The following is an 18,672-nucleotide window of genomic DNA, read 5'->3' on the forward strand; positions in this document are numbered from 1 at the left end:
TTTTTCTGAAATTGTGACAAGCCTCGTGATTTGGTAGGATAAACGAGTATCTTTTTTTCTTAAGCAAACCCTGAAAGGATGACGAACATGACAAAACCGCTAATACTTGCATCACAATCTCCGCGCAGGAAAGAACTCCTCGATCTTCTCCAGCTGCCCTACTCCATTATTGTCAGTGAAGTAGAAGAAAAATTAAATCGAAACTTTTCACCAGAAGAAAACGTCCAATGGTTGGCAAAACAAAAAGCTAAGGCTGTAGCTGATCTCCACCCGCATGCAATCGTTATCGGTGCTGATACAATGGTATGCCTTGACGGCGAATGTCTTGGCAAACCGCAGGATCAAGAAGAAGCTGCTTCTATGCTGCGGAGGCTTTCAGGCCGAAGTCACTCAGTAATAACCGCGGTCAGCATTCAAGCTGAAAATCACAGCGAGACTTTTTATGATAAGACAGAAGTTGCGTTTTGGTCCCTCAGTGAAGAAGAGATTTGGACATATATTGAAACAAAAGAGCCGATGGATAAAGCAGGTGCATACGGCATCCAAGGAAGAGGCGCGCTTTTTGTAAAGAAAATAGACGGAGATTATTATTCAGTCATGGGCCTTCCTATATCAAAAACAATGAGAGCTCTTCGCCATTTTGATATAAGGGCATGACGGTTCTATAAACGGGAAGGGAAAGAAAAGGAGTGCTTGGTCATACGCGATCTGCCATTAAAACTCAAAGATTTCCCAATGAAAGAAAAGCCAAGGGAACGGCTCCTGAAAGTCGGAGCCGAGAACTTAGCGAATCATGAACTTTTGGCTATATTATTGCGGACAGGGACTAAACACGAATCTGTTTTGGACCTGTCAAACCGGCTGCTGCGCTCATTTGACGGGCTGCGCCTGCTCAAGGAAGCATCGGTTGAAGAGCTGTCAAGCATCCCGGGAATCGGTATGGTAAAAGCGATTCAAATACTGGCAGCAGTTGAGCTTGGAAGCCGGATTCATAAATTAGCCAACGAAGAACATTTCGTTATTCGCTCCCCGGAAGACGGCGCTAATCTCGTCATGGAGGATATGCGCTTTTTAACCCAGGAGCATTTTGTCTGTTTATACTTAAATACAAAAAATCAAGTCATCCATAAACGCACCGTATTTATCGGAAGCCTGAATTCATCTATTGTCCACCCGCGAGAGGTGTTTAAAGAAGCGTTTAAACGATCTGCCGCTTCCTTTATCTGTGTTCATAATCATCCTTCTGGAGATCCGACGCCGAGCAGGGAAGATATTGAAGTGACAAGACGGCTGTTTGAATGCGGAAACCTGATTGGCATCGAGCTGCTTGACCATTTGGTGATCGGGGATAAAAAATTTGTGAGTTTAAAGGAAAAAGGATATTTGTAACACTTTTTTTTTCGTCGAATTAAGCTATAATAGAGTTTATGAGTTTTTCCCTTTAGGGTATTTTTGCTTTAAGAAAGGAAGATACATACATATGTTTGGAATTGGTGCTAGAGACCTTGGTATAGATCTTGGAACTGCGAATACGCTTGTTTTTGTAAAAGGAAAAGGAATTGTTGTGAGAGAGCCGTCAGTTGTCGCTTTGCAGACGGATACGAAATCGATTGTCGCTGTCGGAAATGATGCGAAAAATATGATTGGACGGACACCGGGCAACGTGGTGGCTCTTCGCCCGATGAAAGACGGCGTTATCGCTGATTATGAAACAACGGCGACGATGATGAAATATTACATCAATCAGGCCATAAAAAATAAAGGCATGTTTGCCAGAAAACCATATGTAATGGTATGTGTCCCATCAGGCATTACAGCTGTTGAAGAACGCGCTGTTATCGATGCGACAAGACAGGCGGGAGCGCGTGACGCGTATCCAATTGAAGAGCCTTTTGCCGCAGCAATCGGAGCCAATCTGCCAGTTTGGGAACCGACTGGAAGCATGGTTGTTGATATCGGAGGCGGTACGACAGAAGTTGCGATTATTTCCCTCGGAGGCATCGTAACGTCTCAGTCAATCCGTGTAGCCGGTGATGAGATGGATGACGCGATTATCAACTACATCAGAAAAACGTACAATCTGATGATCGGTGACCGTACGGCTGAAGCGATTAAAATGGAAATCGGATCTGCAGAAGCTCCTGAAGAATCCGACAACATGGAAATCCGCGGCCGCGATTTGCTCACAGGTCTGCCGAAAACAATTGAAATTACAGGAAAAGAGATTTCTAACGCTCTACGCGACACTGTATCTACAATTGTCGAAGCAGTGAAGAGCACACTCGAAAAAACACCGCCTGAGCTTGCAGCAGATATCATGGACAGAGGTATAGTGTTAACCGGCGGCGGAGCGCTTTTGCGCAATTTGGACAAAGTCATCAGCGAAGAAACAAAAATGCCGGTCCTGATCGCCGAAGACCCGCTTGATTGTGTAGCGATCGGAACAGGGAAAGCACTGGAGCACATCCATCTTTTCAAAGGGAAAACTAGATAATCGGGAGTTCAATAGAAGAGGTGTAACACGATGCCGAATAAGCGGTTAATGCTATTACTTCTGTGTATTATCATATTGGTGGCTATGATTGGATTTTCGCTGAAGGGCGGCCGCAATACCACCTGGCCTGAGAAAGTGATCGGCGATACGACGGGAGTATTTCAAAATATTTTTCATACGCCTGCCGAATTTTTTGCAGGAATATTTGAGAACATCAATGATTTAAAAAACACATACAAAGAAAACGAGCGTCTAAGAGAAAAACTTGACGGACAGACACAATATGAAGCCAAGCTTCAAGAGCTTGAAGAAGAAAACAAATCCTTGCGTGACGAGCTTGGCCATGTCAAATCGATTAAAGATTACAAGCCGATTTTAGCAACGGTCATCGCCAGAAGCCCTGATAATTGGGCCAAACAGGTCACCATTAACAAGGGGACTCAGCAAAACGTAGCGAAAGATATGGCCGTTACAAACGAAAAAGGCGCATTAATCGGCAAGATCAAAAGCTCCGGACTTAACAATTTTACGTCTACTGTTCAGCTTTTAAGCGATACTGACCGCAATAACAGAGTCGCGACAAAAATTTCCGGAAAAAAAGGCAGCAAAGGCTACGGCTTGATCGAAGGATATGACAAAGAGAAAAAACGTCTTAAGATGACAATTATTGAGCGTAAGGATAAACAAGACGTGAAAAAAGGCGATCTTATTGAAACATCAGGGACAGGCGGTGTTTTCCCAGAAGGGCTGACAATCGGTGAAGTGACTGATATCGAGTCAGATTCCTATGGTTTAACGAAGGTTGCTTATGTAAAACCTGCGGCTGACCTTACAGATTTAAATAATGTGATCGTTGTTAACCGTGACGTGCCGACTGTCGATACAGAGGAGGAAGGATCGTGAAACGTTTCCTTCTCCCTTTCGTTATGATGCTTGTTTTTTCTGCGGAAAGCATTTTTACAGATTTGGTGCATTTTCCTTTTGTTACAGATGACCAAGTGCTCGCCCCGCGTTTTTTGATGCTTGTATTGATATTCATGTCGGCTTTTATCAACCAAAAACACGCGATGATTTACGGATTTATTTTTGGTTTTCTATATGACATGAACTATACAAGTCTATTAGGCGTTTACATGTTTGGTTTTGCAGGGCTATGCTATTTGGCTTCAAAAGCGTTTAAAGTGTTGCATACAAACGCATTTGTAGTGATATTGATAGCAGTTCTGGCTGTCTGTCTGCTCGAATTTTACGTATTCGGCATTCAGTCTTTGATTCATAAAGACATTATGACGTTTAACGGATTTGTGCTTGACCGGTTTATACCGACAATTTTATTAAATATTGCAGCAGCTCTTATTCTTGTTCTGCCATTTAGATTGTTTTTTATGAGTCTAAAGAAAGAATTGAGAGATGAGTAAAAAGGATTTTATCTTTTTTTGACGAAATGAGTATGTTGTTGAGGTGAATATTGTGAAGACCAAAAAGCAGCAATATGTAACAATAAAAGGAACAAAGAATGGACTAACATTGCATCTGGATGATGCGTGTTCTTTTGATGAGCTTCTCGATGGTCTTCAGAATATGCTGTCAATTGAACAATATACCGATGGAAAAGGCCAGAAAATCAGCGTTCATGTTAAGCTGGGAAATCGCTTTTTATATAAGGAGCAAGAGGAACAGCTAACCGAATTAATTGCGTCAAAGAAAGAGTTGTTTGTTCATTCTATTGACAGTGAAGTCATTACTAAAAAAGAAGCACAGCAGATAAGAGAGGAAGCCGAAATTATTTCTGTTTCAAAAATTGTCCGTTCAGGCCAAGTGCTGCAGGTAAAAGGCGACTTGCTCCTGATCGGTGACGTGAATCCCGGCGGAACAGTCAGGGCCGGAGGGAACATTTTTGTTCTAGGCTCACTGAAAGGAATCGCGCATGCTGGATTTAATGGAAATAATCAAGCGGTCATCGCCGCCTCTGAAATGCTTCCGACACAATTAAGAATCAATCATGTGTTAAATCGCTCCCCAGACCACATTCAAAAAGGGAACGAAATGGAATGTGCTTATTTAGATACAGATGGAAATATGGTCATTGAACGCCTTCAACATTTGGCTCATTTAAGACCTGATCTAACAAGGCTTGAGGGAGGAATGTGAATTGGGTGAGGCTATCGTAATAACTTCGGGAAAAGGCGGAGTAGGTAAGACAACAACATCTGCGAACCTCGGTACCGCCTTAGCCATTTTAGGGAAGCGTGTATGCTTAGTAGATACTGATATAGGACTGCGCAACCTTGATGTTGTAATGGGTCTTGAAAATAGAATTATTTACGATCTGGTAGACGTTGTAGAGGGCAGATGCAAAATGCATCAGGCGCTCGTAAAAGACAAACGTTTCGATGATCTGCTCTATTTAATGCCCGCTGCTCAAACGAGCGATAAGACAGCTGTTGCTCCTGAACAAATTAAAAACATGGTCCAAGAGCTCAAACAGGAATTTGACTATGTCATCATAGACTGTCCTGCCGGAATCGAGCAAGGGTACAAAAATGCCGTTTCCGGAGCTGATAAAGCGATTGTGGTCACTACGCCTGAAATCTCAGCTGTTCGTGATGCTGACCGTATTATAGGGCTGCTGGAGCAAGAAGAAAATGTTGAATCGCCGCGGCTTGTTGTAAACAGAATCAGAAATCACCTGATGAAAAACGGTGACACGATGGATATCGACGAAATCGTACAGCATCTGTCGATCGATTTGCTCGGAATCGTGGCTGATGATGATGAAGTCATCAAAGCTTCCAACCATGGTGAACCGATTGCGATGGACCCGAAAAACCGCGCTTCTATTGCATATCGCAATATTGCCCGCCGCATCTTAGGTGAATCTGTTCCTTTACAGGTGCTTGAAGAGCAAAACAAAGGAATGATGGCTAAGATTAAGTCATTTTTCGGAGTAAGATCTTAATGTGATAGAATCAAAGAGAAGAATCTGACAAAGCATATGCTGTGTCAGGTTTTTTTGTTTTTGCCTGCTTTGTTCTTGACTAAACCGAATATTTGCCATGGACAAGACATATGATGTACAAACCCAACGAATGCAAAGGATGATGGCAATGAGTCACAGAGCAGATGAAATCAGAAAACGATTAGAGAAAAGAAGAAAGCAGCTTTCCGGCTCAAAACGTTTCTCTACTCAGACAGTTTCTGAAAAGCAGAAACCCCCGTCCTGGGTGATGGTAACGGATCAGGAAAAGCATGGAACACTTCCGGTCTACGAAGATAACATGCCAACATTCAACGGAAAACACCCATTGGTGAAAACAGATTCAATTATCCTGAAATGTCTTCTGTCGGCCTGCCTTGTTCTCGTTTCAGCTATAGCCTATAAAACAAACATTGGACCCGTCAGTCAGATTAAACCCGCCGTAGCCAAAATCTTTGAAACTGAATTTCAATTTGCTTCAGCAAGCCATTGGTTCGAAACCAAATTCGGAAATCCGCTTGCTTTCCTGGCTCCTGAACACAAAAATAAGGAACAGCAGATTGAAGTAGGCAAAGATCTGATCGCGCCTGCATCCGGGAAAGTACAGCAGGATTTTCAGGACAATGGGGAAGGAATTAAAGTCGAAACAAGCAGTGATAAGATTGATAGCGTAAAAGAAGGCTATGTGGTTGAAGTCAGCAAAGACAGCCAAACGGGACTGACGGTTAAGGTGCAGCATGCTGACAACACCTATAGTATCTATGGCGAGCTCAAAGATGTGGATGTTGCTTTATATGATTTTGTGGATAAAGGCAAAAAGCTCGGTTCGATTAAGCTTGATGATCATAATAAAGGGGTCTATTATTTTGCCATGAAAGACGGCGATAAATTTATTGATCCGATTCAGGTGATTTCATTTGAATAAATGGCTCGACCTTATCTTAAAGATCCATGTGCATCCTTTTCTTTGGATTATCGCGGCGCTGGGCTTGCTCACAGGCCATATGAAAGCATTATTTTGTCTGCTCCTGATTGTATTGATTCATGAGCTGGGGCATGCTGCTCTGGCTGTGTTTTTTTCTTGGAGAATCAAGCGTGTTTTTTTGCTGCCGTTTGGGGGAACGGTCGAAGTGGAAGAGCACGGGAATCGGCCGTTAAAGGAAGAGTTTGCGGTCATTATTGCCGGCCCTCTTCAGCACATCTGGCTTCAGTTTGCCGCCTGGATGCTTGCAGAAGTCTCAGTGATTCATCAGCATACCTTTGAACTCTTCACCTTTTATAATCTTTCTATCTTATTTGTCAATTTACTGCCGATCTGGCCGCTGGATGGAGGAAAACTGTTATTTTTGTTGTTTTCCAAACAGCTGCCTTTTCAAAAGGCTCACCGGCTTAATCTAAAAACGTCGCTCTGCTTCTGCCTGTTGCTCGGGTGCTGGGTTTTATTCGTGATTCCTCTGCAAATCAGCGCATGGGTTTTGTTTGTCTTTCTGGCTGTTTCCTTGTTTGAGGAATATCGGCAAAGGCACTATATCCATGTGAGATTTCTCCTCGAAAGGTATTACGGAAAAAACAGGGAGCTTGAGAAACTTCTGCCGCTGACAGTAAAGGCGGAGGATAAAGTCTATCATGTGATGGCCGAGTTCAAACGTGGCTGTAAGCATCCGATTATTATAGAAAAATCAGGCCAAAAGCTCAGCCAGCTTGACGAGAATGAAGTGCTGCACGCTTACTTTGCCGATAAGCGGACGAATTCTTCCATGGAGGAACTGCTTCTGCCCTACTAAAACTGATTGACAAACGCCTTGTATTTTGGTATATTTTTTAATGTTATGGATGTAGCACCATTGCTACAACCGCTCAGTACAGGTGTTAAGAGCTTTTACAGCCCCCTGGTATCTGGCGAGTCTTAGTCTAATAGGAGGTGCAGAGAATGTACGCAATCATTAAAACAGGCGGTAAACAAATCAAAGTTGAAGAAGGCCAAACTGTTTACATCGAAAAACTTGCTGCTGAAGCAGGTGAAACAGTTACTTTTGAAGACGTTTTGTTTGTTGGCGGAGACAACGTGAAAGTCGGCAACCCTACAGTTGAAGGCGCAACAGTAACGGCTAAAGTTGAAAAACAAGGCCGCGCGAAAAAAATCACTGTTTTCAGATACAAACCAAAGAAAAACGTTCATAAAAAACAAGGTCATCGTCAGCCTTACACTAAAGTGACGATCGAAAAAATCAACGCGTAAGCATGATTCAGGCAACAATCAGAAGGTCTCATGATAAAGGCATATTGTCTTTTGAAATGACGGGCCATGCGAATTTTGCTGAACATGGACAAGATCTTGTTTGTGCCGGAGTGACAGCCGTTGTGTTTGGAGCCGTTAACGCGGTCATTGTGCTCGCGGGCTTCGAGCCGCTTCTTGATATAGGGGAGGACGGGGGTTATTTTTATTTTGAATTCCCTGAATCTCTTGATCCAGAGGCACGCCAAAAAGCTCAGCTGCTGATTGAAGGCATGATTGTTTCGCTGGAGACAATCGAACGGGATTACAAAGACAACTTGCGTGTGACCACAAACATAATATAGGAGGTGAGCTACATGCTTAGATTAGATCTTCAGTTTTTCGCTTCTAAAAAAGGAGTAGGTTCTACAAAGAACGGACGTGACTCTGAGGCTAAACGTTTAGGTGCTAAACGTGCTGACGGTCAATTCGTAACAGGCGGTTCTATCCTTTACCGTCAACGCGGAACAAAAATTTACCCAGGTGAAAACGTGGGCCGCGGCGGAGATGACACTCTATTTGCGAAAATCGACGGAACTGTTAAATTCGAACGTTTCGGCCGTGACCGCAAAAAAGTGAGCGTATATCCTGTAGCTCAATAATGATTCAAAAAACTCCGGTCGATGATGACTGGAGTTTTTTTTGCAATATGCGGAGTAAACACCTAGAATGAAATGCAGAGTATGTGCGAGCAGACCCCGCCAAGAATGAGAATAAACATCTCAAACCCACTGGATATGTTCCCCAAGCAGTAATACATAAAATGTTCTGCCTGGCTGCAAATCAACCAAAGCCAGAAAAAAGGAACATGATATTTCTGGGAAAAACAATTGTTTTTCTAACAAAGCCTTCTCTGTTATAATTCATAATACACACTTATACAGACTCCTAAATAAGAAATTAAATGATTGGGAGTGCGAAAATGAAGGATGTTTCAAAAAATCAAGAAGAAAATATAAGCGACACGGCATTAACAAACGAACTGATTCATCTGCTTGGCCATTCCCGGCATGATTGGATGAATAAGCTGCAGCTGATTAAAGGAAACTTAAGCTTACAGAAGTATGACCGTGTCTTTGAAATGATTGAAGAAATGGTTATAGACGCAAAGCACGAATCAAAGCTCTCAAACCTGAAAACACCGCATTTGGCGTTTGATTTTCTTACGTTTAATTGGAAAACCCATTATATGACGCTTGAATATGAAGTTCTCGGAGAAATTAAGGATTTGTCGGCTTATGATCAAAAGCTGGCGAAACTGATGAGAAAGCTGTTTCATCTGTTTGATCAAGCAGTCAGCAGAGAGAGTGAAAATCATTTAACGGTTTCGCTTCAAACGGATCATCCTGACAGACAGCTGATTCTGTACCTTGATTTTCACGGCGCCTTTGCCGATCCATCTGCTTTTGATGATATTCGGCAGAATGGATATGAGGACGTTGATATCATGCGTTTTGAAATCACGAGTCACGAATGTCTGATTGAGATTGGGTTGGACTAGCGGAGTTTTTAACGGTTTAGAACGGAGGACATTATGTTTGTAGATCAGGTCAAAGTATATGTAAAAGGCGGCGACGGCGGCAACGGTATGGTTGCGTTTCGCCGTGAAAAATATGTGCCGAAAGGCGGCCCTGCCGGCGGTGACGGAGGAAAGGGAGGAGACGTCGTTTTTGAAGTAGATGAAGGTCTCCGCACCCTGATGGATTTTAGATACAAAAAACACTTTAAAGCGATTCGCGGCGAGCATGGCATGTCCAAAAACCAGCACGGGCGAAATGCTGATGATATGGTCATTAAAGTTCCGCCGGGCACCGTTGTGACAGACGATGATACAAAACAGGTCATCGCTGATTTAACAGAGCACGGACAGCGGGCTGTCATTGCAAGAGGCGGAAGAGGAGGAAGAGGGAATAGCCGCTTTGCTACACCGGCCAATCCCGCGCCTCAGCTTTCAGAAAACGGCGAGCCGGGAAAAGAACGCTACATTGTTCTTGAATTAAAAGTGCTTGCAGATGTCGGACTTGTCGGGTTTCCAAGTGTGGGAAAATCTACTTTGCTGTCTGTTGTCTCATCTGCAAAACCGAAAATTGCGGACTATCACTTTACAACGCTTGTCCCGAATCTCGGCATGGTTGAAACGGATGACGGACGCAGCTTTGTCATGGCTGATTTGCCGGGGCTGATTGAAGGCGCACACCAAGGCGTCGGACTTGGCCACCAGTTTTTGCGCCATATTGAACGGACGAGGGTTATTGTTCACGTCATTGACATGTCAGGCTTAGAAGGCCGCGATCCGTATGAGGATTATCTTACGATTAACCAGGAGCTGAGCGAGTACAATCTGCGTCTCACTGAGCGTCCGCAAATTATCGTTGCAAATAAAATGGACATGCCGGAGGCTGCGGAAAATCTCGAAGCCTTTAAAGAAAAACTGACGGATGATTATCCGGTATTCCCGATCAGTGCGGTGACAAGAGAAGGTCTGCGTGAGCTTCTGTTTGAGGTTGCCAATCAGCTTGAGAACACACCGGAATTCCCGCTGTATGACGAGGAAGAGCTTACACAAAACCGTGTCATGTACACGATGGAAAATGAAGAAGTGCCATTTAACATTACACGCGATCCAGACGGTGTATTTGTGCTTTCAGGAGACAGCCTTGAGCGGTTATTCAAGATGACTGATTTCTCACGTGATGAATCGGTTAAACGGTTTGCAAGACAGATGCGCGGAATGGGTGTTGATGAAGCACTCAGAGAACGCGGAGCCAAGGATGGAGATATAATCAGGCTTCTGGAATTTGAATTTGAATTTATTGATTAATGAATGTTGGCTGAAAAGAGAGCCTGGTGCCAGGCTCTCTATTTTAAAGGGGGGATGCAAATGAAAGAGGAGACATTTTATCTTGTCCGTGAAGATGTATTGCCCGATGCAATGAGAAAAACATTAGAAGTCAAAAAGCTGCTTGATCGAAAAAAAGCAGATTCAGTAGCAGATGCCGTTCAAAAGGTCGATTTAAGCAGAAGTGCGTTTTATAAATACAGGGATGCTGTTTTTCCATTCTACACCATGGTAAAAGAACAAATTATCACACTTTTCTTTCATTTGGAGGATAGGTCAGGTGCGTTATCTCAGCTTCTTCAGGCGGTAGCTGATTCTGGAAGCAACGTTCTTTCCATTCACCAGACCATTCCGCTTCAAGGCAGAGCAAATGTGACACTGTCTATCAGTACGTCGGCAATGGAAGAAGACATTCATACATTAATGAATAAGCTCAGGAAGTTTGATTTTGTAGAAAAGGTTGAAATATTAGGTTCAGGTGCATAAGGGAGAGAAAATCGTCATGAAAGTCGGTTATTTAGGTCCAGCAGCTACATTTACACATCTAGCAGTCAGTTCTTGTTTTCAAAACGGCGCCGAACATGTTGCTTACCGCACCATTCCGGAGTGTATAGATGCAGCCGTTGCAGGCGAAGTTGATTTTGCTTTTGTTCCTTTGGAAAATGCATTAGAAGGATCTGTTAATCTAACAATAGACTATTTAATACATGAACAGCCCTTGCCAATCGTGGGTGAAATGACGTTGCCCATTCATCAGCACTTGCTCGTCCATCCCTCTAGAGAGAATGCATGGAAAGAGCTCGACAAAATTTACTCACATTCACATGCGATTGCGCAATGCCATAAATTTCTTCATCGACATTTTCCTTCCGTTCCATATGAATACGCCAATTCTACCGGGGCGGCAGCAAAGTTTGTCAGTGACCATCCCGAGCTGAATATCGGGGTCATTGCCAATGATATGGCAGCTTCTACATACGAATTAAAAATCGTGAAACAGGATATACAGGATTATAGGGACAATCATACAAGATTTGTTATCCTGTCTCCTGATGAAAACATATCTTTTGAAGTGAATTCAAAATTGAGTTCTAGGCCCAAAACGACCTTAATGGTCATGCTGCCGCAGGATGATCAGTCCGGGGCGCTGCATAGAGTGCTGTCTGCATTTTCTTGGAGGAATTTAAACTTGTCAAAAATTGAGTCACGTCCGACTAAAACCGGATTAGGCCATTATTTCTTTATTATTGATATTGAGAAAGCGTTTGATGATGTATTGATTCCAGGAGCCATGCAGGAGCTTGAAGCGCTCGGCTGCAAAGTGAGGCTTCTGGGTGCATACCAGTCTTACCAATTATAAAAAAAGCCCACTAGAGGGCTTTTTTTAGTCTTTAATTAAAATGCCGGCTTCTTCGAGGGCTTGGCAAGCTTGATCGATGCGATGTTCATCAGGTGCTGTCAGTGTATGCAGGTGCACGCCGTCGGTCAGCTGTGATAAGTAGGCAGCATTTGTAGAATTGATTTTTTTAATGAAATGGCTAACTTCCTTCCGGGTGCCTACTTGGATGGCTGCAGTTAAATCTCCATATACGGGATGCTCGATTTTTACGTCTTTTACTGTAACGCCTTCGTCGACGATGAGCTGCAGTTCCTCTTCTGTCCGTTCAGGACCGTGCAGACATGCTATGATTCTTTCTGCCTGCTGGTGCTGCTGAGCGGCTGCATCCATGTATACATATCCTTGGCTTGTGGCGATAATCGGTACATTTTTCGCTTTCAAGAGCGATATATCCTGTACAATAACCTGTCTTGAAACGTTCGCTTTTTTTGCGAGTTCTCCTCCTGTCAGCGGTGATTTAGATTCCTTCAGCCACAGAAGAAGCTGGTCACGCCTGTTGGCGCCCATTAGCTTTAATTCTTCGGTCAATATCAAATTCTCCTTTCTTTTGTTCCCAAAGCACTGTAAACGTATGTAATAACTGTTTCAGCTGTTCAGCTGTTGTATGCCTGCCAAAAGAGATGCGGATAAATTGCAGAGCTTCTTGTTCGGTTTTTCTTAATGCTTTCATTGTTTCAGACGGACCGTGGTAACCTGCAGAACAAGCGCTGCCGGTTGAAATGCAAATATTACTCCGATTACATTCTAACATAACATATTGTCCTTCAAATGAGTGAAAAAAACACCCTATAATATGCGGAAGACATTCTGCTTGCGAAGTGTCTGCCGCAAGGGTTACAGGGAGAGACCGAATACGGATTTGGTCTAGAAAGTATGTTCTTAATGCCTCATTGCGGGATATCTGTTTTTCCATTTCGCTTACGATAAATTCTGCAGCGGCAGTGAAGGCACCGATCCCGGGAACATTTACGGTGCCGGCTCTGAATCCGTATTCGTGAGTAGTCAGAGGATAAACGGGTTTCCAAGGGACATCCGGACGGATATAGACCGCCCCTACTCCTTTTGGACCGTGGATTTTATGGCTGGACATTGAGAGTGCATCTACTCCCAGATTTTTTGTATTGATCGGGATCTTTCCAAACGTTTGAACAGCGTCGCAATGAAGAAGAATGCCCTTATTGTGCAGGTATGAAGACAGGCGGTGAATGGGCTGAATGATCCCGGTTTCAGAATTTGCATGCTGAATAGATACAAGGCCTGTTTCCGGCCGGATATGGGCTAGTAATATTTCCTCGGTAATAAGCCCGTATTCATTCGGTTCAATGACTGTTACATCATATCCCTGCTGTTCCAAAAAAGCAGCGCAATTATGAATGGACTGATGCTCCATGGCAGTCGTAATAAAATGTTTTTTCGTTTTTGGCAGGCCGTTTAGCAATGATTGAATAGCTAGAAAATTGGATTCAGTGCCGCCGCTTGTAAAATAGATGCCGCTTGCTTCTCCGCCAATGATGTTGGCGATTTTTTCACGGCAGTACTCCAGTATGTGCTTTGCTTTTCCTCCTGCATCATGCAGGCTGCTGGCATTTCCGTACATATCCATACTAAGCTTCTGATATACAATAAGGGCTTCCTCACAAATAGGCGTTGTCGCTGCATAATCTAAATAAATCATCCGGTCTTCCTCCATCCGTTCTCCATAAAAAACTCTTGAGTTTATTTTATCCTTGTGTAAATATAGGTGTCAAGACAGGTGTAAACAACAGGAGGATGGCATATGTCTAAAAAGACGATTGCAGTCATCGGTTCAGGGGCGGCGGCACTTTCCTTAGCTGCAGCTTTCCCGCCCTCATACGAAGTGACTGTTATCACAAAAAAAAGCGTCAAAAACAGCAATTCTGTCTATGCACAAGGCGGGATTGCTGCGGCCTATGCAAAAGATGACTCGATTGAAGCCCATCTGGAGGATACGTTATACGCAGGGTGCGGCCATAATAATCTAGCTATTGTAGCAGACGTATTACATGATGGAAAAATGATGGTTCAAAGCCTATTGGAGCGTGGATTTCCATTCGACCGCAATGAGCGAGGCGGTGTTTGTCTTGGAAGAGAAGGGGCCCACTCATACAACCGCATATTTCATGCAGGCGGAGACGCAACAGGCAGGCTGCTTATCGATTATTTGCTCAAACGGATCAACAGCAAAATCAAGTTAATCGAGAATGAAACGGCAGCAGATTTGCTTATAGAGGACGGACGATGTATCGGCGTCATGACAAAAGACAGCAAAGGGCGGCTCAAGGTAAGGCACGCAGACGAAGTTGTGCTGGCTGCCGGCGGCTGTGGAAACCTGTTTCTTCACCATACGAATGATCTCACTGTCACAGGTGACGGTCTTTCTCTGGCTTACCGGGCCGGGGCGGAATTAACGGATTTGGAGTTTACTCAGTTTCACCCGACACTGCTTGTGAAAAATGGTGTTTCCTACGGGCTTGTTTCAGAAGCTGTCAGAGGGGAAGGCGGATGTTTAGTAGACGAAAACGGCCGCAGGATTATGGCTGAACGGCATCCTTTAGGTGACCTGGCTCCAAGAGATATTGTCTCACGGGTTATTCACGAAGAAATGGCAAAAGGAAATCGCGTTTATATAGACTTCAGTGCGATTTCTGATTTTGAAACGCGTTTCCCTACCATCACCGCTATTTGTGAAAAAGCAGGGATTGATATCCACAGCGGAAAAATTCCTGTTGCTCCGGGAATGCATTTCTTAATGGGAGGTGTTTCAGTTAATCGCTGGGGAGAAACGACAGTGCCGGGGCTTTATGCGATTGGCGAGACAGCATGCTCCGGTTTACATGGAGCAAACCGGCTTGCAAGCAATTCTTTATTGGAAGCGCTGGTATTTGGAAAAAGGGCAGCAGAGCATATTATCCAAAAACCGGTTTATAACAGGCAATATCAATCAGGGCTAGAAACCAGTGTCTTCTACGAGGTGCCGGATATAGAGGGGCATGAACTGCAAAGCAAAATGACAAGCCACATGTCTATTCTGCGGGAACAAAGCAGTTTGATTGAGCTTAGCATCTGGCTTCATACGCTGCCTTTTCAGGAAGTGAATGTGAAGGATATCACAATTCGGCAGATGGAACTTTCTCATCTATGGCAAACTGCAAAGCTGATGACGTTTTCTGCGCTTTTGCGGGAGGAAAGCAGAGGGGCTCACTTCCGCACCGATTTTCCTCATGCTGAGGTGAGCTGGCAAGGAAGACAAATTGTCCATACAAAAAAAGGAACGAAGATCAGAAAAAACGAGGGGATTTGGAACAATGAATCATTTACAGCTGAAAAAATTACTGAATCACTTTTTTCTTGAGGATATTGGGACAGGGGATCTTACATCGCAGTCTATTTTTGGAGAACAGAGCTGTGAAGCGGAGATTGTTGCAAAGTCAGAGGGTATTTTTGCAGGAGCAGCGATCATAAAAGAAGGCTTTTCGTTATTGGACGAAAATGTTCAAATCATTTTACACAAAAAAGATGGGGACATGTTGCATAAAGGTGAAGTGATTGCCGAGTTACACGGTCCCGCAGCTGCGCTCCTTTCAGGAGAGCGGGTCGTATTAAATCTTATTCAGAGGCTGTCAGGAATTGCGACAATGACAAGAGAGGCTGTTCGGTGTCTGGATGATGAACAGATTAAAATTTGTGACACGAGAAAAACAACACCGGGGCTCAGAATGCTGGAGAAATATGCTGTCAGAGCCGGCGGCGGGTATAATCATCGATTCGGTTTGTATGACGGCATCATGATTAAAGATAATCATATCGCAGCATGCGGCTCTATTTTAGAGGCGTGCAAAAAAGCCCGTCAGGCCGCAGGGCACATGGTAAATATCGAGGTGGAAATTGAAACGGAGGGACAGCTGCGGGAAGCAATTGCAGCTGGAGCGGATGTTATTATGTTTGACAACTGTCCGCCTGATACGGTCCGTCATTTTGCAAAACTCACACCGGCTCATATAAAAACTGAAGCCTCTGGCGGGATTACGTTAGAATCTTTGCCTGCTTTTAAAGGGACGGGTGTGAATTATATTTCATTAGGATTTCTGACTCATTCCGTCAAAAGTTTAGATATCAGCATGGATGTTACGTTATCAAATGAATCTGTGGAGGAATGCCGTTATGTCAATTCTTGATGTGATCAAACAATCGAATGATATGATGCCCGAAAGTTATAAAGAACTATCGAGAAAGGATATGGAAACGCGCGTTGCCGCCATTAAGAAAAAGTTCGGCAGCAGGCTCTTTATACCAGGCCATCATTATCAAAAGGATGAAGTGATACAATTTGCTGACCAAACAGGCGACTCCCTGCAATTGGCCCAAGTAGCGGAAAAAAACAAAGAAGCGGATTATATCGTATTTTGCGGCGTTCACTTTATGGCAGAAACCGCCGATATGCTGACAAGCGAGCAGCAAACGGTCGTCCTGCCAGATATGAGAGCTGGATGTTCTATGGCTGACATGGCTGACATGCAGCAGACCAATAGGGCATGGAAGAAGCTTCAGCATATATTTGGAGATACGATCATACCTTTAACTTATGTGAACTCCACTGCGGAGATCAAGGCATTCGTCGGAAAGCATGGCGGAGCAACTGTAACTTCTTCGAATGCGAAAAAAGTGCTTGAATGGGCGTTTACACAGAAAAAAAGAATTTTATTTTTGCCTGATCAGCATTTAGGGAGAAATACGGCTTATGATCTGGGCATTGCGCTTGAAGATATGGCTGTGTGGGATCCGATGAAAGATGAATTAGTAGCTGAATCCGGGCATACGAATGTGAAAGTGATTTTGTGGAAAGGGCATTGCTCTGTTCACGAGAAATTCACCACTAAAAATATCCATGATATGAGAGAGCGAGACCCCGACATTCAGATCATTGTGCACCCGGAATGTTCACACGAAGTCGTGACACTAAGCGATGATAACGGATCAACGAAATATATTATCGACACAATCAACCAGGCTCCGGCGGGAAGCAAGTGGGCAATCGGGACAGAAATGAATCTTGTTCAGCGGATCATTCACGAGCATCCAGATAAACAAATCGAATCACTCAACCCTGACATGTGCCCTTGCCTGACAATGAACCGAATTGATTTGCCGCATTTGTTGTGGTCGCTGGAACAAATTGAAAAAGGAGAACCTTCAGGCGTCATCAAGGTGCCAAAAGCCATTCAGGAAGATGCACTCCTTGCTCTGAATCGAATGCTTTCGATCACGTAGATCAGAAATATTTTCCCTTCCTTTACTCATAACTTCTTTTGTTCAGGCATATGTTGTGAAGAAACATATTGTAATCACAGCTGAACTGTTCACGTTTTGCATAGGAGGGGAAAACGTTGAAAATCCATATCGTTCAAAAAGGCGATTCGCTCTGGAAAATAGCTGAAAAGTACGGAGTCGATGTTGAGGAAGTGAAAAAACTCAATACACAGCTTAGCAATCCAGACTTAATCATGCCTGGAATGAAAATAAAAGTGCCGTCAGAAGGAGTCCCGGTCAGAAAAGAGCCAAAAGCGGGCAAAAGTCCTGCAGCCGGGAGTGTGAAGCAAGAACATCCATATGCGAAAGAGAAGCCTAAATCCGTTGTCGATGTAGAAGACACAAAGCCGAAAGAAAAGAAGTCCATGCCGTATGTCCCGCCGATGCCTAATTTGCAGGAAAATGTGTACCCTGAAGCTGATGTGAACGATTATTATGATATGAAACAGCTTTTCCAGCCTTGGTCGCCTCCTAAACCGGAGGAGCCAAAAAAACATCATGACGGAAATATGGATCATATGTATCATATGCAAGACCAATTTCCACAACAGGAGGCTATGAGTAATATGGAAAATGCTAATTATCCGAATATGCCTAATATGCCAAAGGCGCCAGAGGTAGGCGGTGTAGAAGAGGAAAACGTTCATCACACAGTTCCGAATATGCCGATGCCGGCTGTTCAGCCTTATTATCATTATCCGGCTCATTTCGTACCGTGTCCGGTGCCTGTTTCGCCAATTCTTCCAGGATCAGGATTATGCTATCCGTACTATCCGGCACAGGCTTTTCCAATGCATCCGATGCATGGATACCAGCCAGGCTTTGTATCGCCTCAGTATGACCCGGGTTATGAAAACCAGCATCATGAAAACACCCATCACGGACATTACGGTTCATACGGTGCGCCGCAATACGCATCTCCGGCTTATGGATCTCCGTATGGACATATGCCGTATGGCCCTTATTACGGCACTCCCCAAGTAATGGGAGCATACCAGCCTGCTGCGGCTCATGGTTACATGCCATACAAAGATCATGACGACTGCGGCTGTGACGGTGATCATCAGCCATATTTCTCTGCGCCTGGCCATTCGGGAATGGGGGCTTATGGAAGCCCTAATATGCCATATGGCACAGCTAACCCAAATCCAAACCCATATTCGGCAGGAGTTTCTATGCCAATGACGAATCAGCCTTCTGTAAACCAAATGTTTGGCCGGCCGGAAGAAGAAAATGAGTGATCGTTCGGAACGATGTAAATCGTTCCTTTTTTTGTTTTCAAGCAGATCACTGCCAAATGGAGAGAACTGACACGCTTAACATGCCCCCCATACGCACATGATAAAAGCGAGCAAACATG

The 18,672-nt window shown here is 44.0% G+C and carries 23 protein-coding genes and 1 other annotated feature; of the genes, 20 read left to right on the forward strand and 3 right to left on the reverse strand.

Annotated elements, in window-relative coordinates; translation table 11 throughout:
• The first annotated feature begins 87 nt into the window (after positions 1 to 87).
• From MKY10_RS07600 to rpmA, 12 genes are all read left to right on the forward strand, one after another.
• On the forward strand, positions 88 to 657 hold the full coding sequence (locus tag MKY10_RS07600; RefSeq protein ID WP_004398496.1) for a Maf family nucleotide pyrophosphatase: 570 nt from the start codon (positions 88 to 90) through the stop codon (positions 655 to 657).
• Positions 658 to 693: 36 nt separating this feature from the next.
• The gene (gene radC, locus MKY10_RS07605; RefSeq protein WP_015251546.1) at positions 694 to 1,389 is read left to right on the forward strand and encodes a DNA repair protein RadC; all 696 of its coding nucleotides are present in this window, start codon (positions 694 to 696) and stop codon (positions 1,387 to 1,389) included.
• A gap of 91 nt (positions 1,390 to 1,480) precedes the next feature.
• Positions 1,481 to 2,494: a cell shape-determining protein MreB gene (gene mreB, locus MKY10_RS07610; protein WP_003229650.1), complete on the forward strand. Its 1,014-nt coding sequence runs from the start codon at positions 1,481 to 1,483 to the stop codon at positions 2,492 to 2,494.
• A 30-nt stretch (positions 2,495 to 2,524) separates the two neighbouring features.
• Entirely contained in the window at positions 2,525 to 3,397 is an 873-nt protein-coding gene (gene mreC, locus MKY10_RS07615; RefSeq protein WP_003222609.1) for a rod shape-determining protein MreC, read from the forward strand.
• Positions 3,394 to 3,912, forward strand: a complete 519-nt coding sequence (gene mreD, locus MKY10_RS07620) for a rod shape-determining protein MreD (protein WP_004398811.1) — start codon at positions 3,394 to 3,396, stop codon at positions 3,910 to 3,912. The genes mreC and mreD overlap by 4 nt, the downstream gene beginning before the upstream one ends.
• A gap of 52 nt (positions 3,913 to 3,964) precedes the next feature.
• A complete protein-coding gene (gene minC, locus MKY10_RS07625) occupies positions 3,965 to 4,645 on the forward strand; it encodes a septum site-determining protein MinC (protein ID WP_339226373.1) in 681 nt (226 codons plus the stop codon).
• A gap of 1 nt (position 4,646) precedes the next feature.
• Positions 4,647 to 5,453: a septum site-determining protein MinD gene (gene minD, locus MKY10_RS07630; RefSeq protein ID WP_014664846.1), complete on the forward strand. Its 807-nt coding sequence runs from the start codon at positions 4,647 to 4,649 to the stop codon at positions 5,451 to 5,453.
• A 148-nt stretch (positions 5,454 to 5,601) separates the two neighbouring features.
• Positions 5,602 to 6,396, forward strand: coding sequence for a stage IV sporulation protein SpoIVFA (spoIVFA, locus tag MKY10_RS07635; RefSeq protein ID WP_048654942.1), 795 nt, complete (start codon positions 5,602 to 5,604; stop codon positions 6,394 to 6,396).
• The gene (spoIVFB, locus tag MKY10_RS07640) at positions 6,389 to 7,255 is read left to right on the forward strand and encodes a stage IV sporulation intramembrane metalloprotease SpoIVFB (protein ID WP_014480452.1); all 867 of its coding nucleotides are present in this window, start codon (positions 6,389 to 6,391) and stop codon (positions 7,253 to 7,255) included. The genes spoIVFA and spoIVFB overlap by 8 nt, the downstream gene beginning before the upstream one ends.
• A 57-nt stretch (positions 7,256 to 7,312) precedes the next feature.
• Positions 7,313 to 7,388, forward strand: a sequence feature (ribosomal protein L21 leader region).
• A 13-nt stretch (positions 7,389 to 7,401) separates the two neighbouring features.
• Complete coding sequence (rplU, locus tag MKY10_RS07645; RefSeq protein WP_003229668.1) at positions 7,402 to 7,710, forward strand: 50S ribosomal protein L21; 309 nt, start codon at positions 7,402 to 7,404, stop codon at positions 7,708 to 7,710.
• Positions 7,711 to 7,712: 2 nt separating this feature from the next.
• The gene (locus tag MKY10_RS07650) at positions 7,713 to 8,051 is read left to right on the forward strand and encodes a ribosomal-processing cysteine protease Prp (RefSeq protein WP_003229669.1); all 339 of its coding nucleotides are present in this window, start codon (positions 7,713 to 7,715) and stop codon (positions 8,049 to 8,051) included.
• Between the two features lie 12 nt (positions 8,052 to 8,063).
• A complete protein-coding gene (gene rpmA, locus MKY10_RS07655; protein WP_003222623.1) occupies positions 8,064 to 8,348 on the forward strand; it encodes a 50S ribosomal protein L27 in 285 nt (94 codons plus the stop codon).
• Between the two features lie 120 nt (positions 8,349 to 8,468).
• On the opposite strand, the gene MKY10_RS07660 is transcribed toward rpmA, so the two are convergent.
• On the reverse strand, positions 8,469 to 8,591 hold the full coding sequence (locus MKY10_RS07660) for a hypothetical protein (RefSeq protein ID WP_003229671.1): 123 nt from the start codon (positions 8,589 to 8,591) through the stop codon (positions 8,469 to 8,471).
• 77 nt (positions 8,592 to 8,668) lie between these two features.
• On the opposite strand from MKY10_RS07660, the gene spo0B reads away from it, so the two are divergent.
• From spo0B to pheA, 4 genes are read left to right on the forward strand one after another with little or no spacing between them, the layout of a single operon-like run.
• Positions 8,669 to 9,247: a sporulation initiation phosphotransferase Sop0B gene (gene spo0B / locus MKY10_RS07665; RefSeq protein WP_004399131.1), complete on the forward strand. Its 579-nt coding sequence runs from the start codon at positions 8,669 to 8,671 to the stop codon at positions 9,245 to 9,247.
• Positions 9,248 to 9,280: 33 nt separating this feature from the next.
• Positions 9,281 to 10,567 carry a GTPase ObgE gene (gene obgE, locus MKY10_RS07670; protein ID WP_003229675.1) on the forward strand — a complete coding sequence of 429 codons (1,287 nt, stop codon included), beginning with the start codon at positions 9,281 to 9,283 and terminating at the stop codon, positions 10,565 to 10,567.
• A 60-nt stretch (positions 10,568 to 10,627) separates the two neighbouring features.
• Positions 10,628 to 11,071 (forward strand): transcriptional regulator ThrR, encoded by a 444-nt coding sequence (gene thrR / locus MKY10_RS07675; protein WP_003222630.1) that lies wholly within the window; start codon positions 10,628 to 10,630, stop codon positions 11,069 to 11,071.
• 16 nt (positions 11,072 to 11,087) lie between these two features.
• Positions 11,088 to 11,945 (forward strand): prephenate dehydratase, encoded by an 858-nt coding sequence (gene pheA / locus MKY10_RS07680; RefSeq protein ID WP_015251550.1) that lies wholly within the window; start codon positions 11,088 to 11,090, stop codon positions 11,943 to 11,945.
• Between the two features lie 24 nt (positions 11,946 to 11,969).
• On the opposite strand, the gene MKY10_RS07685 is transcribed toward pheA, so the two are convergent.
• Both MKY10_RS07685 and nifS read right to left on the reverse strand, forming a co-directional pair.
• On the reverse strand, positions 11,970 to 12,512 hold the full coding sequence (locus tag MKY10_RS07685) for a transcription repressor NadR (protein ID WP_004398582.1): 543 nt from the start codon (positions 12,510 to 12,512) through the stop codon (positions 11,970 to 11,972).
• Positions 12,472 to 13,659, reverse strand: coding sequence for a cysteine desulfurase NifS (gene nifS / locus MKY10_RS07690; protein ID WP_046160685.1), 1,188 nt, complete (start codon positions 13,657 to 13,659; stop codon positions 12,472 to 12,474). The genes MKY10_RS07685 and nifS overlap by 41 nt, the downstream gene beginning before the upstream one ends.
• A gap of 102 nt (positions 13,660 to 13,761) precedes the next feature.
• Here nifS and nadB point away from each other — a divergent pair, with 102 nt between their 5' ends.
• The 4 genes from nadB (at position 13,762) to safA (ending at position 18,553) form a co-directional block, all read left to right on the forward strand.
• Entirely contained in the window at positions 13,762 to 15,357 is a 1,596-nt protein-coding gene (nadB, locus tag MKY10_RS07695; RefSeq protein ID WP_003229687.1) for an L-aspartate oxidase, read from the forward strand.
• Complete coding sequence (gene nadC, locus MKY10_RS07700) at positions 15,311 to 16,180, forward strand: carboxylating nicotinate-nucleotide diphosphorylase (protein WP_015714452.1); 870 nt, start codon at positions 15,311 to 15,313, stop codon at positions 16,178 to 16,180. Before nadB ends, nadC begins: the two co-directional genes overlap by 47 nt.
• Positions 16,167 to 17,273 (forward strand): quinolinate synthase NadA, encoded by a 1,107-nt coding sequence (nadA, locus tag MKY10_RS07705; protein ID WP_003229691.1) that lies wholly within the window; start codon positions 16,167 to 16,169, stop codon positions 17,271 to 17,273. The genes nadC and nadA overlap by 14 nt, the downstream gene beginning before the upstream one ends.
• Positions 17,274 to 17,389: 116 nt before the next feature.
• Entirely contained in the window at positions 17,390 to 18,553 is a 1,164-nt protein-coding gene (gene safA / locus MKY10_RS07710; RefSeq protein ID WP_015251553.1) for a spore coat assembly protein SafA, read from the forward strand.
• Positions 18,554 to 18,672: the final 119 nt, after the last annotated feature.

Origin of the sequence: Bacillus sp. FSL P4-0290, assembly GCF_037975435.1 — a bacterium.
Lineage (GTDB): Bacteria > Bacillota > Bacilli > Bacillales > Bacillaceae > Bacillus > Bacillus subtilis.